General features: G+C 56.4%; 14 protein-coding genes. 5 read left to right on the top strand and 9 right to left on the bottom strand.

Annotated elements, in window-relative coordinates:
• The first annotated feature begins 308 nt into the window (after nucleotides 1-308).
• Together OZX57_RS07470 and OZX57_RS07465 are read left to right on the top strand one after the other, a co-directional pair.
• Entirely contained in the window at nucleotides 309-965 is a 657-nt protein-coding gene (locus OZX57_RS07470; protein WP_277162030.1) for a hypothetical protein, read from the top strand.
• A gap of 29 nt (nucleotides 966-994) precedes the next feature.
• A complete protein-coding gene (locus OZX57_RS07465) occupies nucleotides 995-2,683 on the top strand; it encodes an LPXTG cell wall anchor domain-containing protein (RefSeq protein ID WP_348637187.1) in 1,689 nt (562 codons plus the stop codon).
• 103 nt (nucleotides 2,684-2,786) lie between these two features.
• Here OZX57_RS07465 and cysS read toward each other — a convergent pair whose 3' ends face one another.
• Complete coding sequence (gene cysS / locus OZX57_RS07460; protein ID WP_277162029.1) at nucleotides 2,787-4,628, bottom strand: cysteine--tRNA ligase; 1,842 nt, start codon at nucleotides 4,626-4,628, stop codon at nucleotides 2,787-2,789.
• 102 nt (nucleotides 4,629-4,730) lie between these two features.
• Between cysS and OZX57_RS07455 the strand changes: the two genes are divergently transcribed.
• Together OZX57_RS07455 and OZX57_RS07450 are read left to right on the top strand one after the other, a co-directional pair.
• The gene (locus OZX57_RS07455; protein ID WP_277162028.1) at nucleotides 4,731-5,459 is read left to right on the top strand and encodes a type 1 glutamine amidotransferase; all 729 of its coding nucleotides are present in this window, start codon (nucleotides 4,731-4,733) and stop codon (nucleotides 5,457-5,459) included.
• Nucleotides 5,460-5,676: 217 nt separating this feature from the next.
• On the top strand, nucleotides 5,677-7,713 hold the full coding sequence (locus OZX57_RS07450; RefSeq protein ID WP_277162027.1) for an ABC-F family ATP-binding cassette domain-containing protein: 2,037 nt from the start codon (nucleotides 5,677-5,679) through the stop codon (nucleotides 7,711-7,713).
• 103 nt (nucleotides 7,714-7,816) lie between these two features.
• Here the strand turns inward: OZX57_RS07450 and ilvN are convergent, their stop codons facing one another.
• From ilvN to coaD, 7 genes are all read right to left on the bottom strand, one after another.
• A complete protein-coding gene (gene ilvN / locus OZX57_RS07445) occupies nucleotides 7,817-8,371 on the bottom strand; it encodes an acetolactate synthase small subunit (RefSeq protein ID WP_277162026.1) in 555 nt (184 codons plus the stop codon).
• A gap of 21 nt (nucleotides 8,372-8,392) precedes the next feature.
• On the bottom strand, nucleotides 8,393-10,324 hold the full coding sequence (locus OZX57_RS07440; protein ID WP_277162025.1) for an acetolactate synthase large subunit: 1,932 nt from the start codon (nucleotides 10,322-10,324) through the stop codon (nucleotides 8,393-8,395).
• Between the two features lie 225 nt (nucleotides 10,325-10,549).
• Complete coding sequence (rnc, locus tag OZX57_RS07435) at nucleotides 10,550-11,455, bottom strand: ribonuclease III (RefSeq protein WP_277162989.1); 906 nt, start codon at nucleotides 11,453-11,455, stop codon at nucleotides 10,550-10,552.
• 213 nt (nucleotides 11,456-11,668) lie between these two features.
• The gene (gene rpmF, locus OZX57_RS07430; protein WP_277142447.1) at nucleotides 11,669-11,863 is read right to left on the bottom strand and encodes a 50S ribosomal protein L32; all 195 of its coding nucleotides are present in this window, start codon (nucleotides 11,861-11,863) and stop codon (nucleotides 11,669-11,671) included.
• A 72-nt stretch (nucleotides 11,864-11,935) separates the two neighbouring features.
• Entirely contained in the window at nucleotides 11,936-12,559 is a 624-nt protein-coding gene (locus OZX57_RS07425; protein ID WP_277162024.1) for a DUF177 domain-containing protein, read from the bottom strand.
• Nucleotides 12,560-12,590: 31 nt separating this feature from the next.
• On the bottom strand, nucleotides 12,591-13,535 hold the full coding sequence (locus tag OZX57_RS07420) for a hypothetical protein (RefSeq protein ID WP_277162023.1): 945 nt from the start codon (nucleotides 13,533-13,535) through the stop codon (nucleotides 12,591-12,593).
• The gene (coaD, locus tag OZX57_RS07415; protein WP_277162022.1) at nucleotides 13,525-14,025 is read right to left on the bottom strand and encodes a pantetheine-phosphate adenylyltransferase; all 501 of its coding nucleotides are present in this window, start codon (nucleotides 14,023-14,025) and stop codon (nucleotides 13,525-13,527) included. Before coaD ends, OZX57_RS07420 begins: the two co-directional genes overlap by 11 nt.
• A gap of 164 nt (nucleotides 14,026-14,189) precedes the next feature.
• Here coaD and OZX57_RS07410 point away from each other — a divergent pair, with 164 nt between their 5' ends.
• Nucleotides 14,190-14,528, top strand: coding sequence for a DUF3039 domain-containing protein (locus OZX57_RS07410; protein ID WP_277162021.1), 339 nt, complete (start codon nucleotides 14,190-14,192; stop codon nucleotides 14,526-14,528).
• 109 nt (nucleotides 14,529-14,637) lie between these two features.
• Here OZX57_RS07410 and OZX57_RS07405 read toward each other — a convergent pair whose 3' ends face one another.
• On the bottom strand, nucleotides 14,638-15,960 hold the full coding sequence (locus OZX57_RS07405) for a nicotinate phosphoribosyltransferase (protein ID WP_277162020.1): 1,323 nt from the start codon (nucleotides 15,958-15,960) through the stop codon (nucleotides 14,638-14,640).
• Nucleotides 15,961-16,307: the final 347 nt, after the last annotated feature.

Here is a 16,307-nt window from a genome sequence, read left to right as displayed (position 1 = left end):
CGATGTGAAAAATAAATAGCATAATGAACTAAATTACTTTAGAAGACTAATAATTTAGATATAAAATTAAAATTAGCCTAATTAGGCATGTCTTATTTGTATTCGACTTATGCTGAAAACGGAAATCTCATGGGCTGGCGGAGTTGTCGGCCTTGCAGCGCTGCGGTTTGGGAAGGTTGAAGAATATGAGATGCTCACGGGGAAAGTCGAGCATACATCAAGTGGTGTGGAGGGTTTACCAGGCGACGGCTTGGTTGGTGGGACTCTGCCTTTTACTGTTTTCAACAAATGTGGCCAATGGTGTAGAAGTGGCATCGACATCTGTGGGCAAGGTCCCGTCCACTTCGAAGGATCCGGAGACCGGTGAGAGTACGGCCAACACCCCTCCAATAGGTCACCCCAACAATCGTAACTCTGCTGTTCCGCAGGCCTCCAAACCGACGGTGAAACCCGATACGTCCAAGAATGATGCGGTCAAGAACAATGTGTCTAAGACCGGTGTGCCGGTTACAAAGGCCGCTCCCTCGTCAGACGCAATTTCTTCTCGGCAACCTGTTGCAAAGCCGGAATCCAGCAAACAAATCGCGCGTGAAGGATTATCGAAGAGCGGAGACGACACCTTCCTTGGCGCGGAGGATTTCACAGGTGTCAAACCCTTCGACGAAAAACGGTGGTTTGCTTTCGATGATGCGTGTATGACAGGTGGAACGCCGTTGACCACTCAGGCGCAGGCGAAGAAGAAGATTTCGGTTGATGCAAACGGCAATGATATCGGCGACAACACCATACCGCTCACCATTACCGACAAAGATGATCCGTCGAAAACGAAAACCATCAATCAGAGAACGCTGGGGACCTGTCATAAGGCCGATGGCACTTATGCGTTGATGGGCAATGTTGGCAGAGGTTTCCTGCAGCTGACTGATGAGAACAGCAAAAATACGATAAAAAGACTTCCGGCGTAGGCTCTGCGTTATACGACAGAACCCTACCGATTTACGACGGCCTGCACGTCTCTTTCAAGATGTACATGACCGGCACCGCTGACGGCATCTCGTTCTTCCTGGTGAAGAGTGACCAGACCTTGACGCAATCCGGGTTGCACGGCGGCCATCTGGGGTATGTCGGCATTCCCAATGCCTTATTGGGTATCGGGTTCGACCAGTTCGGCAATTTCGGAGCATACGACATTCCTGATGACGTGGCGTATAACGCGAACGATCCCACGAAGTCGGTGGCGGGTTACAAGCCTGTCAGATGTGATCCACAAAGCACTAACAATACGAGCCGGTATCCTCTGGTCACTGATACCAATGCTCGTAATTCCATTGAACGAGACCCATCAAGGGGCTTGAATTCATTCTATCTGCGCGGAACGAAGCCACATCCGCTGGTAGGGGTCCGTGATAGTGCGGCCAATGGCTATTGCCGTCTTGCACAGAGTGATCTTTTGCCGAGCAATGGAACAAAAACTCCTGACAAATCGCCGTTTTTAAGTACCGGTATACCCACGAGCAGCGCTGAGGTCGGCACGCAGGTCGACATCATTCTTTCCCCGGCCGACGCTCACGGGCGGCAGACGTTGGATGTGACGATGGTTGCGCACGATGGTACGACGAATCATGTCATCAACAATTTGCCGGTGCCGCCGTTGCCGAGGTCAGCAAAGATGGGCTTCTCATCTTCGAACGGTACGCCTGGCGCACACCTTATCCGTGGGGTGTCGGCCAACAGCATCAATCCTTTGGGCGATCTCAACCTGTTGATGCAGGATGGGTCGGAAATGGAGAACGTGCCGGCCAAGGCGCGCTACAAGATTGGCGACAAGATACCGTATAAATACATTGTCACCAATCCTGGCCGCGACAAGATGACCGGGTTGTCCGTCAAAGACGGGTGGGGCAATCCGGCGAACTGCAGGGCGACCGAAGTAGATGTTGGTTATGCCACCGAATGTTCGAACACGCATATCGTCACCGCGGCCGATGACGTCGACAACGGGCAGATTACCAACACGGCGACGGCCACGGCCACAGCCGCGAAGCCAGTGAGTGGCACCAGCTCGTTGGCATTCCCCATCAACAGCATGGGCACCTTCAACGTCAAGCAGATTATCCAGATCATCAATGACCCTGGAGGAGGCGGGCTAGTTCCTGCGGGGCAAACCTATACGGTGAATTGGAGCTATCCGAACGGCACCTACCAATACTGCATGAAGCAGGAAGACGGCTCATTTTCGGCACTGCCGGTGACTGCCGACTCGGCTGCGCAGGACGGAACTGAGCCGTTGTCCAATGACGACACGGTGAACTATGCCGGTAATTCGGGAACGCTGCAGATTGACACTTCCGCTGCGCATGGCCCTCAAGCTGCGGGAGGTGGCGAGCTCTATTTGCCGGTTGGCGCAACAGTGACCATCGCAGACAATGGTGCCATGCCGGCTGTGCAAGGCTGGCATTGGATGCCATCGGTGTTCTCTCCGACTCCCGTAACCATCGGGTGCGCTGCCGGGCATACTTTGGCGGTGACCAAAACCAATGATTTGATGAAGAACGTCGCTGTATCGAGCTTGCCCAACACCGGAGGCAACAGCTGGGGATGGCTTTCGATGATTATGGTTTCTGCCGCGGGGTTGTTGGTCTCGGGGCTTATGGCACATCGCCGTCGCGTCATGGGAATCTAACTGCTATAACCAGTTGGTGCTTGCGGAAGTAACATTCCTTCCGCAAGCACCATGCGATATTGGCAAAGGCTATATACTATATATGAATAGCTTCTAAGTGGTGCTATTCGGCCTGCTTGAGGCTCCAGGTGGAGCCGGTGGGTTTGTCTTCGATGGTGATGCCCATCGCGCCTAGGCTGTCGCGAATCTTGTCGGCCACTTCGAAGTTCTTGGCCTTGCGAGCGGCATTACGGGCATCGAGCTGGTGCTGAATCATCGAATCCAGCAGCTGGTGCTCGGCCTCGGCGTCGGCGCTGCCGATGGCGTTTTGGGTGTTGGCCCCGCTTGCTGACGCTGCGTTGTTCCAAGGCTCGGCTAACGGGTCCAAACCAAGGGTATCGAGCATCGCACGCACCGAAAGTAAGGTTTCGCGCAGAGCAACCCGTGAGGTGAGTGCATCGATGACCTCGGCCGAAACGTTGACGTGTGTGAGCGCGAACCGGGCTTTCGCGTCTTCTTGAACGGCTTCTTTGGAGATATCCGAATACCTGTCGTTGGCTTCATCAAGGACCGTACGGTATTCATCCGTAAGAATGGCCATGTCGGCTTCGCTGAAGAAATTAGCATCGGCCTGCTTCGCCTCGAGTTCCGAAATGAGCGAGTTGCCGCGTCGAATGGCGGTGAAAATGGCCGCCGTGGCACCGGAGACATTGATGTCGTCGTTCATGGCGTCAATGAAATCCGTGGGCAGTTGGTCAGCGGTAACTGCAGTGACTTCGCTTCTGCTTGGCTGCTCACCCGGGCCCAGCGCCTTGCCGGCGCGTTCGATGAAATTACTGATGCGTTCGTAGGCGGACTTCGCCTCGGCAAGTGTCTGGTCGCTCCATTCCAGCATCGAGCGGTATTGCACGCCGCCCAAGGCATAACGCACCACCCAAGCGGAGTTTTCAGCGAGCACGCTCGGCACGGAAAGTCCATTGCCCAGTGATTTCGACATCTTCTCGCCCTTGGCCGTCACCCACGCGGAGTGCATCCACACGTTCGCGGAGTCGTAGCCGGCTGCGCGCGTCTGCGCCATCTCGTTCTCATGATGGGGGAAGCGCAGGTCGAGGCCGCCGCCGTGGATGTCGAACATGCCGTCGAGGTAGCGATGGCTCATCGCCGAGCATTCAATATGCCAGCCCGGGCGGCCGGTGCCGAACGGGGTCTTCCAACGTGCCGTTTCGGGGTCGCTTTCCTTCGAAGCCTTCCAGAGCGCGAAGTCGCGAGGATCGTGCTTGTCGGGGGAATAGTCGGCCGGATCGGCGGGGTTGTATTTGTCATCACCGGATTGGTCAACGCTCGGGCCCATTTCATCGGCTACTGCCGCTGTGGAATCAGCTTCCGCAGTTTGCTTCTGGTGCGTCAGCTCGCCATAGTGCGGCCAGCTCGCCACGTCGAAGAACACGTTGCCGGTCGGTTTGCCTTCGTCGTCGGTGATGACGTAGGCGTGGCCGCGATCGACTAGGCGCTGGATGAGGTCGACCATGTCGCCGATATGGCCGGTGGCACGGGGTTCGTAAGTCGGAGCGAGCACGCCGAGTGTTTCGTAAGCATGGGTGAATTCGCGCTCATAGTGATATGCGCGCGCCCACCATTGCTGGCCTGCAGCAGCGGCCTTGTCCAAGATTTTGTCGTCGATATCCGTGACATTGCGGATGAAGGTGACGTCATAGCCGAGTTTTTGCAGCCAGCGATGGACGATGTCGAACGCAACGGCCGCACGGATATGACCGATATGAGGGGAACTTTGCACGGTGGCGCCGCAGACGTAGATGCCCGCTTTGCCGGGCACGATTGGCGTGAATGCGGCCACTTCGTGCGTGGCTGTGTTATAGAGCTTCAGGCCGTTGGCGGCATCGGCGAGCACTGGTTGTGAGCTTGATTCAGAAAGGTTGGAATTCTGCGGTTTCGTGGCGTTTCCCATAATCTCAAGGATATGGGCTTTTGCCGACAAAAACAGACGGATTGCGTTCGCTGGAAAGTCAATCGGTGACCATTTGGGGTGGCGAAATGCCACAATGGAACCATGACGACGCCGAAAGTGCTTATTCTGCAACATGTCCCGTGTGAGAAGCCAGGGCGAATCCTCGACAATCTTGATGACCTTGGTATGGCCAGCGAGACCTTGAGTATCGCGCGTGAGGCGAATCCCGATCTTCCCAAAAGCGAGGAGATTGCAGGGCTTGTTGTGATGGGCGGGCCGATGGGCGCGCAGGATTACAAGGAATACCCGGGACTTAAAGCCGAGGCGAAACTGGTACGCAAGGCCGTGAAGGCGGGTAAACCGGTGCTGGGTATTTGCCTCGGGCATCAGATCATCGCCACGGCGTTGGGTGCCAAGCTGCAAAGCGGGAAATGCTCGGAAATCGGGTTTGCGCCGATTAAGAGGGTCGCCAAAAGCGATTGGTTCCCGATGTGGGCTAACCATATCAACGTGCTCAACTGGCACAATGACGTCGTTTCCGTTCCCGAGGGTGGGCAGCTTCTGGCTTCGTCGAAATATACCGAAAATCAAGCATTTTGCTACAAAAGCGCGTTGGGATTGCAATTCCATCTCGAGGTGACGCCGACGCTTCTGGACGAGTGGCTCAGCGAACCTTCCATGGTCAAGGGCATGAAGAAAGGCGAGATCGCCAAGATTCGTGAGGATTTCAAGCGTTACGATGTCGAGCTTCAGCCGCTCGCCGAGCAGGTCTTCTCGGCGTTCGCCGTGCGTTGCGCCGCCAGTGCCCGTGAGATAGGTAAACAATCCTGAAATTTGAGGATGCGATGAACGTCTAGGACTCAGACTGTAAATGCTGATTCCTATCGCATCTCCAATCAAAGATGCAATGAAAATCAGGGAACCAGGGCAAAATCGTGATTTTCATCGTGCGCACAATGCAGGTGCGGCAGAAAACGCGAGAATGTGCACTAGCTGATTTGCTCGCAGGCTAAAGGGTGTTGAGAGTCGGCGGTACCATCGAATCACTATGCCGACTTATGACTTGGGACTTGAACACGTTTCGCTTGATTTCGCCACCAAAAACATTTTCACCGATGTGACGCAGGGCGTCTTCGAAGGCGACCGCATTGGTATCGTCGGCAAAAACGGCGACGGAAAATCTACATTATTGCACTTGTTGGCAGGCGCCCAGCAGCCTGATTCCGGGCGCGTGACCACCCGCAACGGGCTGACGTTCGGTATGCTCGATCAACGCGATCCGCTCGACGACAACGCAACCGTGCGCGAGGCCGCGCTTGAGGGGCGTGAGGATTATCAATGGGCGTCCGATACTCGCTCGCGCGAAATCGTTGAAGCGCTGCTTGGCGGATTGAGTCTCGACGCCAAGATTGGTTCACTTTCCGGCGGCCAGCGTCGTCGTGCTGATCTGACGCGGCTACTGCTGAAAGATTGGGACATTCTTGCACTTGACGAGCCTACGAATCACTTGGATATCGTCACCATCCACTGGTTGGCAGAACATCTGAAGAACCGCTGGGCCAAGGGGCAGGGCGCGCTGCTGCTGGTCACCCACGATCGTTGGTTCCTGGATGAGGTCTGCGAATCGATGTGGGAGGTCCACGATGGGGTGATTGACCCGTTCGAGGGCGGTTACAGTGCCTATATGCTTCAGCGCGTCGAACGCGACAGGCAGGCCGACATCCGTGAAGAACGTCGCCGCAACCTGGCCCGCAAGGAGTTGGCCTGGTTGACCCGTGGCGCTCGCGCTCGTGCCACCAAGCAGAAGTTCCACGTGAAACAGGCCAATGAGCTCATCGCCGATGTGCCGCCGATGCGCAACACCTTGCAGCTGAAGCAGATGGCGACTTCTAGGCTGGGCAAACAGGTTGTCGATCTGAACGATGTGACTCAGATTTTTGAGCATCCCCAAGGTGAAAGCGGCGACGGCGGGAATATCGTTCCTGCCTTATATGAAGAGCCAAAAGCCATCGGTTCGGTTGAACTTGCCGTTGACGATGATGAGACGACGTCCGCTGCGCAAAAGGTGACGGTCAGCGGTCGCGAGACTCTGGACGATGTTACTTGGCTGATTGGCCCAGGCGACCGGTTTGGCATTGTCGGTGCGAACGGTGCCGGCAAATCCACATTGTTGAAGATTATTGACGGCACGTTGACGCCGACAACTGGGCATGTCAAAATCGGCAAAACTGTTAAATTTGCGGTGCTTTCGCAGCGACTTGACGAGTTGGAGAAGCTCGGCAAATACAAAATCAAGGAAGTACTGAGCCGCTATAAGCCGACCTACGAAGTTGACGGCAAAGAGGTTTCGACCAGCCAGCTGATGGAACGGCTCGGTTTCTCGGCCGCGCAGCTGATGACGCCGATTGCCGATCTTTCCGGTGGGCAGAAGCGCCGCATGCAGCTCTTGCTGATTTTACTGGACGAGCCCAATGTTTTGATTTTGGACGAGCCCGGCAACGATCTTGACACCGACATGCTGGCCGTGATGGAGGATTTGCTCGATTCTTGGCCGGGCACGCTGATTGTGGTCTCCCATGACCGCTACCTGCTGGAACGCGTGACCGATGAGCAGTTTGCGCTGATTGGCGGCAAGGTTCGCCATCTTCCGGGCGGCGTGGATGACTACCTCGATATGGTCCGCAGAATCGAAAACGGCGAAACGCTTGATGAGATTGTCGGCGGCAATCGTGGCGGCAAATCTGCTGGCAAGAGCTCTTCTTCGAGTAACGGCGTATCCGGATCTCAACCGTCTGATGCGAATGCAAATGCCGACGGCAAGAGCGGCGATTCTGATTCACAATCGGGTGAGCAAAAGCTGACCGGTAAGGCGTTCCATGACGCGACCCGTCGTCTCTCGGCCATCGAGCGCAAACTTGCCAAACTCGAAACCGAAAAGGCAAAGATCGAGGAGAAAATGGCCACCCACGACCCGTCCGATTACGTCGGTCTAGGCGAACTCAACGAACAGCTCTCCGCCAACTCCGCTGAGTCTGAGTCTCTAGAAGCCGAATGGATGGAGCTCTCCGAGCAGGTGGAGTCATGAATTGTTGAATATATAGACCTGAATATTTGGGCAACGAGAATAAAAGGTGGACATGGTTTCAAATCATGTCCACCTTCGTAATCTGATATGAATATGTATGTTGTCAGCGACCGGTGATTTCGCTGCCGATCACCTTTTCGCTTAATGCGTGCGGGCCGCGGGTGACGGCGACGGCGCCGGAACGGACCAGCTCGATGATGCCGTAGTCGTTCAGCAAGCCGAGCAGGGCGTCGATTTTGCCTTCGTCTCCGGTGGCCTCGATGGTCAGGGACTCGGGGTGCACGTCGACCACGCGTACACGGAAGAGACGTACGATTTCCAACACATCGGAACGGTTCGTCTCGTTGGCCGAGACCTTGATGAGCACCAACTCACGCTGGACTGCGTCCATGTTGTCGAGATCGACGATTTTCAGGACGTGCAGCAACTTGTTGAGCTGCTTGATGATTTGCTCAAGAGGCACTTCCTCGACATCGGCCGTCACGGTGACACGCGAGATATCAGGGCGTTCGGTGGGGGAGACGGACAGGGAATTGATGTTGAAAGCACGGCGCGCGAAAAGACCTGCGATGCGTGCCAGCACGCCGGGTCGATTCTCGACGAGGACGGACAAGGTGTGACGCTCACTGTGCGGAGTGGATGCAGGATAATTTGCCATGATGTTCCTTTCGCCTCGTCCTTACTTTTCTGCAGTCGCAGCGCTCGTGGCTGCAGCTGCATAATCGCTGTCGTCTTGATTGCCGCTCGCGTCTGAGTCTGCAGAGTTGTGCAACAGCGGCTGCACGCCCGGCACATAGGTGACGGTGTCGTTGGACTGTCCCGCAGCCACCATCGGCCAGACCATCGCGTCCTTGTAGACCCGGAAGTCAATCAGCACCGGTCGGTCGTTGATCTCGTTGGCGCGCTTGATGGCGGCCTTCGCCTCATCCTGCGTCGTCGCGCGAATACCCACGCAGCCATATGCTTCTGCGAGTTTGACAAAATCGGGGACGTTGACGATGTCTGCATCATTTTCGCCGTCTTGAATGCTGGTCTGCGAATAATGCTTGTCGTAGAAGAGCGTCTGCCACTGACGGACCATGCCGTAAACGGAATTATTGAGGATTGCGATTTTCACCGGTGCGTTGTCGATGAATGCGGCTGCAAGCTCCTCGGAAGTCATCTGGAAGCTGCCGTCGCCGTCGATGAGCCAGACCGGCTTCTTGCCGCCGAAATCACGTGTGGAACCGATGCGCGCACCGATGGCTGCAGGGAGGCCGAAGCCCATCGTTCCGAGGCCTCCGGAGGAAATCCAGGAATGCGGATTCTCGAAATCGATGAGCTGAGAGGCCCACATCTGGTGCTGGCCCACGCCGGAAACCCAGATGGTGGATGGTGCGGCCTGACGGGAGAGTTCTTCGACCACCCATTGCGGCGAAAGTGTGCCATCCGGCGTCGTTTCGTCGTATTTCATCGGATAGTTTTCACGCCATGAATTGATGAGCTTCCACCAAGGTTCGAGATCTGGCTTGCCATGGACGGCTTGTCCGCGCTTGATTTCGGCGTTCAATGCGTCGAGTACTTCGGCCACGTCGCCGACGATCGGCACGTCTGCCTGACGGCGTTTACCGATTTCCGCTGGGTCGATGTCGATGTGGATGACGCGGGCTGCGGGTGCAAAAGCCTCGAGCTTGCCGGTCACGCGGTCGTCAAAACGGGCGCCGATAGCGACCAACAAGTCGCATTTCTGCGTCGCTGCCGTGGCGGCCACGGTGCCGTGCATACCCAACATCCCCAAAACCTTCGGGTCGGAATCGGGCACGATGCCGCGGGCTGGAAGCGTGGTGACAATGGGGGAATCGGTGAGGTCAGCGAGTTCCTTGACCTGGGCGCCAGCGTTGGAACGCGTCGCACCGCCGCCGACATAGAGCACCGGCCTGTAAGACTGTTCGAAAAGCTTGGCGGCCTCGCGCAGAACGTGTCCGTGCGCCTTGGTGGTCGGATTGTAGCCGGGTAGCAGCAGCTTTTGCGGCCAGGAATAATACATATCACTCACCTGGGCGGTCTTCGTGATGTCGACGACGACGGGGCCGGGGCGCCCGGTACGCGCGACATAGTGCGCTTCGGCGAGCACGCGCGGAATGTCCTGCGCGTCGGTGACGAGATAGGAATGCTTGACCACAGGATAGGTAATACCTACGGTGTCGGCCTCTTGGAAAGCGTCCGTTCCGATGGCGTCCACGCCGACCTGCCCGGAAATAACAACCAGTGGCACCGAATCCATATTGGCATCAGCGATGGGGGTGACCATATTCGTGGCTCCCGGCCCGGAGGTGACGATGCACACGCCCACGCGCCCTGTGGCTACGGCATATCCTTCGGCCGCATGCCCCGCGCCCTGTTCATGACGCATCAGCACGAAACGGAACTTGGTATCGTCGTGAATCTCGTGATACACCGGCAGAATCGCGCCACCCGGAATACCGAAAACGTCCTGCACGCCCAGGTCTTCCAGTGTGCGAATCAGCGCCTGTGCGCCCGTCATCTTCTCGCCGTCAACGAGAGTCTGTTTGCTTGTCTTTGATGCTTTCGGCACTGCACTGAATGCTTGTAAAGGCGTTGGTGACACCATCGTTCCTCTTATCTCTCTGCATGGGGTTTATAAGGATTGTCGGTGACCTGTGACGTATGGTGTACGCGCACGTGGTAGTGACGTTCGGCTTACGACGGGCCGTTTGTGACGGGTCACGCCGCTATGTCGAGGTGGTAGACATCATACCGCCGCGGCAACAAGGGCATCGCCGGTTGCCCAAATATTGGCAGAGTATCGGAGGAGCTTAATATTTCCTATTGATAATTATTGGCGATTACGGTTATTGCCTTTGTTGCCATCGTGATGATGCTTTTTTGCCTGATGCTTGCTCGGATGGTCGTCAAGCTCGTGCCAAGCCTCGCGGGCGGCAGCGAGCTGGGCCTTGCGTTTGCTGGAACCGGTGCCGACGCCGAGTACTTCGTCATTTTCGCCGACTACTGCACGTGCGGTGAAAACCTGTGCGTATTCCGGCCCGGAAACGGCCATGCGATAGCGCGGGTCCTCAAGTCCCATGCCGTGCGCCTTGACGGTCAGCGAGGTCTTCCAATCCAGCGCGGGACCTTCGGTGGCGACCTTCTTCAGCTCGTCGTCGACCAAGTGGTGCACGACTTTGCGAGCCTCGTCGATGCCGTGTTCGATGAATGTTGCGCCAATCAGCGATTCGACGATGTCGCAGAGAATGGAGCTCTTATCGGCGCCGCCGGATTCTGCTTCGCCGTGGCCAAGCAGAATGTATGGCCCTACTTGCAGCTTTTCGCGTGCGATCTGCGAGAGTGCCTTCTCCGAAACGGCCATCGCTCGCATCTTCGCCAGCTGACCTTCGTTCATATCGGGATGGACACGATACAGCGTTTCGGTGGAAACGAATTCCAAAACGGCATCGCCCAGGAATTCCAACCGTTCGTAGTTCGGCGCGCCCTCGTGCTCATGCGAGAACGAGCGGTGGGTGAGTGCCTGCACCAACAGATCCGGCGAAAGCGTGGTGCCGAGCCGGTCAAGCAGTTCCTGCTGCGGGGTGCTGGATTTGGCGGCATCGCCTTCCGAAGTCGAGCTGGTCAGAGTTTTGGTGGATTCTGAATCTGCATTGGAGGTTACTGATTCGGTATTTTCGTTGTGTTGTGAATCGGTCACGATAGTCCTTTGATTAATCGATACGACCCCGACGAACATATTGCGGGCACCAAGCCGTTCGATGATGAATATCGGAATGTCGAGCTTCATCAAGTGAAGTCAAACCGGATTGGTTCCTGTAACACATCTGCGTGGTGTGTAATGAATAATGAAATTATTTCCTAAATAAAGTGCAAACGCAAATCAAAACTTACAGCAGAGATGCAAAAGCCCTGCCACCCGTCGATGGCAGGGCTTTTATTTGCTAGCGTTTCACTTGCTCAGCGACTTGCTGATAGCCTCGCGATAAACGCGGCCGCGGAACGAACCGCAGCTCGGGCAAGCCATGTGCGGCAGGGTCGGCGCACCACAGTTCGGGCAGGCGACGGTCTTGGCCGCGCTGGCCTTCCAGTTGGAGCGGCGCGAATGCGTATTGGCTCGCGAAGTCTTGTACTTTGGCAGTGCCATGGTATTCCTCTATTTCGTTCGAACAAATTGAGCTTAAGCGTAGACAAGTCTAACGCAATCTCGGTACAAGCTCTACTTGCCCTGTTCCTCTTCCTGTTCCAGTTCGGCCTTGAGGCCGGCCAGAGCGGCGAAACGATTGTCGACCACATCGTGATGGTGGTCGGGATTGTCGTTCAAATTGATACCGCACTGTGAGCACAGGCCCTTGCAATCCGGCTTGCACAGCGGCTGAATCGGCAGGTTTTCCACCAACGTGTCGCGTAGGAGCGCTTCAAAATCGGCGAAATTGCAGTCTGCACTCAGCGGATAGGTGTCTTCCGATTCGTCCTCGCCGGCGATGATGTCGATGTCTTCGTCGTGCTTGCCATGCCCGTTATCGGCGTTGGCCGAGGCTTTCGCCGAATCGTAGGGGAAGAACGCCGTGACGTTCATATCCCAGTCGCGCTTAATTGGTGTAAGACAGCGCACGCACTCAGCGTGAACCGGCGCGTTGAAGTTGCCGGTGAAAATCAGCCCGTCGACGATGGAGTCGAAGGAGCCGCTCACCCTGACGGTAGCGCCCTCTTCGACGCCGATGACTTTGTCTCCGATACCGCTTGGGGCGGGGAAATCAGCGTCAACGGTTTTGCTTTGGCCGGGGCGCGAGATGATCTGTCCCACGGAAACGGCCCATTGTGAATCTTCAGGTCTGCTCATTTATTCGTTTCGTTCTTTCGAATCTAGTCTGTTATTTGGTTGTGTCGGTTGTCTGCGTGCGAGCCGCGGCTTCGGACTGAGCCTGTACCAGCTGCTGCGCCGCCTCGTGCTGACGCTTGTCAATCACATCAATGCCGTTGCGGATGTCGCGATCGTAAGCGGTGACTTGGTCTTTCAGGGCCTTCATCACATCTGCGCAGTAGGCGTTGGCGCCTTGTACGAGCTTAGTCGACTTGGTCTGGGCGTCGTCCAGAATCACACGGGCCTTCTGCTGCGCCAGATCCACGACGCGCTCCTGCCCGGCGAGAATCTGCGCTTGCTCTTCGGCGTCCTGCCTGATCTGCGCTGCTTGGCTTTGCGCCTTGGTGACGATGGCCTGGGCCTGGCTTTGTGCGTTCTGCAAACGCCGCTCGGCTTCGCGCATCAATGAGGAAGCGCGTTCAAGCTGAACGGGGAGCATGGCCTTCAACTGACCAAGCTGGTCGAGGAACTCATCGCGGTCGAGGCGCACCATGCCGGGAGCGAAAATACTCGACTTGGATTCCTCCACCGCAGTGCTCATCTGGTCGATGATGTCATAGACCGTGGTGAATTCGTCACGGCTTTTGTCCACGGCGTTGTTGTCGCTACCGGTTTCGGCGTCCGTGTGGTCGGCCGTGGCATCGCTATCGTGCTGCTCGCGCAGGTCGGGAAGGTCGGCAGGTGAGGAGAACAGCGGCTTTACGGGTTTTGGAGCGATCGAATCGTATGTGTTATCGTTTTCGGTCTCGCTGCCGTTTTCACCATCTTCGCGGTTGATATTCACGTCGATTTCGTCCGCGGCTTCGGTTTCGTTCAGTTCGGTTTTGACCTCACCGCCGGTTTGGGTGCCGTCATCATGGCTATGGTCATGGTTCGGCGAAAGACCGGTGACCGGGATGACCTTAGAAAGTGTGTTGTCTTCCTCTTCGGTGAGATTCTTGTCGTCAGCCATCATTGACTCTTTTCTTTTTCAGTGCCTCAGCGAGCATATCGACCACGCAATCGGGCACCATGCCGGTGACATCGCCGCCGTGGCGGGCCACGTCTTTGACGATGGTGCTGGAGATGTGCTCAAGAATCGGATTCGCAGGCAGGAACATGGTCTCAACGCCGGAAAGCTTGCGGTTGACGAGTGCCATGCCCAGCTCGGCCTCATAGTCGCCGTTCTGCCGCAGCCCTTTGACGATGACCGAGGCCCCGACCTTGGTGCAATAGTCGGTGATCAGTCCGTCGGTCGAAGTGACGGCCACGTTGGTGCAACCGTCTTTGGCCAAGGCACGCCTGATGACCTCTACGCGGGTATTTTCCGAAAACATCGGGGTTTTCGCGCTGTTGACAGCCACTACGACGTGAACCGTCTCGAAAATGCGCGCACTGCGTTCAATAACGTCTAAATGCCCTGCCGTGACTGGGTCGTACGAGCCTGGGCACACTGCAATAGTCATATCCCAAGAATAACGCCTGATGTTGATTTTCGGCGATTGCGTACGAGGTGATGCCGAGAGATGAAAGGCTTATGGATTCGGAGCCTTGGTAAACGGTCAACGTTATGATGTAGGCAGTATTGGAATGATTCGCAATTGGCCGGATAGCTGGCTAAGGAGACGATATGGCTGACTTTTTGGAAAGGTTGAACGCTGTGACTGGCCAGGCTGATAGTTGGCGTGACGAGGCTGGATTCGAGAACCCCTCCCAGGATCCGGATTCGGGCGCGGGAACGGCGGTGCTTGAGCGTCCTGAGACCGATGAGGAGACCAAGCGTAGTGACGACGGCGACGCCGATCGTTTTGCCCATTACGTTTCGCGCGACCGTATGCGCGAATCCCAGCTGACAGGGCGGCCTGTGGTGGCGCTGTGCGGCAAAATCTGGGTGCCCAAGCACGATCCGTCAAACTACCCGGTCTGCCCGGATTGCAAGCGCATCTACGAGGAAATGACTGGCAAGTAAATCACTTGTTGATTAGGGCTTCGGCTCTGATTTTGCGAATGGCCGCATATTCCTGATTGATCAGATATATGCGGCCATTCGGTTTTTGTTGCTTGTGAGTGTCGGAGGCTCAGAGCACTTCGATCTGGGTGGGAATGGACGGATCGCCCTTCATCAGCGACTGTGCGGTGATGGGCAGCTCGGCCAAGGCTGCCGCGTGATAGTTGTGAGCGTTGGCGATGGCATCGTGGCCTTGATATTGCGTGTTGGCTTCGCCGTGGTCCATGTAGTTGACCGTCAGGTCCTTCCAGCCGTTCTGTGGCTTGAACTGTGCGAGCTTTTCTTCGGAGCCGGAGATGATGTGTTCGCCGTTGGCGAGTCCATATTCATAGGAACGGAATGCGAGCTTGCGGCCGGGAACGGTGGCCTTGTTTTCGGAGTGCTTGGCGACGGGCACCATTTCGCCGTTGTCGCCTTCGCGTTCGGTGAGTTTATAAACCATCGCGCAGGTCGGGGCTCCGGAACCGGTGACGAGCATCGTGCCGACGCCATAGGAATCGACGGGGGCGGACTGCAAAGCGGCCAGTGCGTATTCGTCGAGGTCGTTGGTCACGGTGATCTTCGTGTTCTTGGCGCCGAGGGCGTCGAGCTGGTTGCGCACGCGCTGGGCGAGGGCTGCGAGGTCGCCGGAATCGATGCGCACGCAGCCGAGGTCCGGGCCGGCCACGTCAACGGCCGTCTTGATGGCCTCTTCAATGTTATAGGTGTCGACCAGAAGCGTCGTGTTCGGACTCATCGCGTTGACCTGCGAGACGAAGGCATCGCGCTCGGAATCATGGACGAGGGTGAAGCAGTGGGCCGAAGTACCGATGGCCTTCAAGCCGTAAAGCTTGGCGGCGAGAAGGTTCGAGGTACCTTGGAATCCGCCGACCACGGCTGCGCGTGCGGCGGCTACGGCGGCCCATTCGTTGGTGCGGCGTCCGCCCATATCCATGCAAGGCCGGTCGCCTGCGGCGCTGACCATGCGAGAGGCGGCGGAGGCGACAGCGGAATCGTAGTTCAGGATGGAAAGCAGCAGCGTCTCGAGCAGCGTGCATTCGCCGAATGTGCCTTCGACCTCCAAAATGGGGGAGTCGGGGAAGAACATTTCGCCTTCGCGGTAGCCCTTGATCGAGCCGGTGAACTTGAAGTTTTCGAGCCATTTGATGGTCTCAGGGCTCACGATTTTGCGGTCGGAAAGGAATTTCAGATCGTCGTCATTCAGATGGAAATGCTCGAGCGCGTCGAGAATGCGGCCGGTGCCCGCGACCACGCCGTAGCGTCGGCCGAGCGGCAGATGGCGTGTGAACACCTCGAAGACGCACTTGCGATTTGCGGTGCCGTCCTTGAGCGCCGCGTCGAGCATTGTGTATTCATACATATCGGTCATCAAAGCCGGTGAATAATCCAGCATCACATGCCTCCCTGAGGTGTGTATCGCTCGTGTCCCTAGTATTGCGGTATTGCCGCAGCGTCACGAGATAGTAGCGGCCTGCGCAGCTATAGGGCTGCGAGGCTTTCGTCGCCGGTTGCCCGGTGAAGTTGCTTTTACCTTGATTCTAATCCGACACGGCGATTAATAGTAATAATGACTATAAGTAGACATTATTGCCATAAACAAATGAAGTCTACTAAGTAATGATGATGCGTAGAAATGGTGCTACGAAGCGATTTCGAGTCTGTGATGATTGGGAAACAGAAGCGTTGCTGTTCAACGGTGTCGCTGTTTTCTTTTTGCTGGACCCTCATGTTTTCTTACGC

The organism is Bifidobacterium sp. ESL0682 (genome assembly GCF_029392815.1).
GTDB lineage: Bacteria > Actinomycetota > Actinomycetes > Actinomycetales > Bifidobacteriaceae > Bifidobacterium.
Note: the sequence above shows the minus strand (reverse complement) of the source record. Positions and strands in the feature narration are given on the sequence as shown.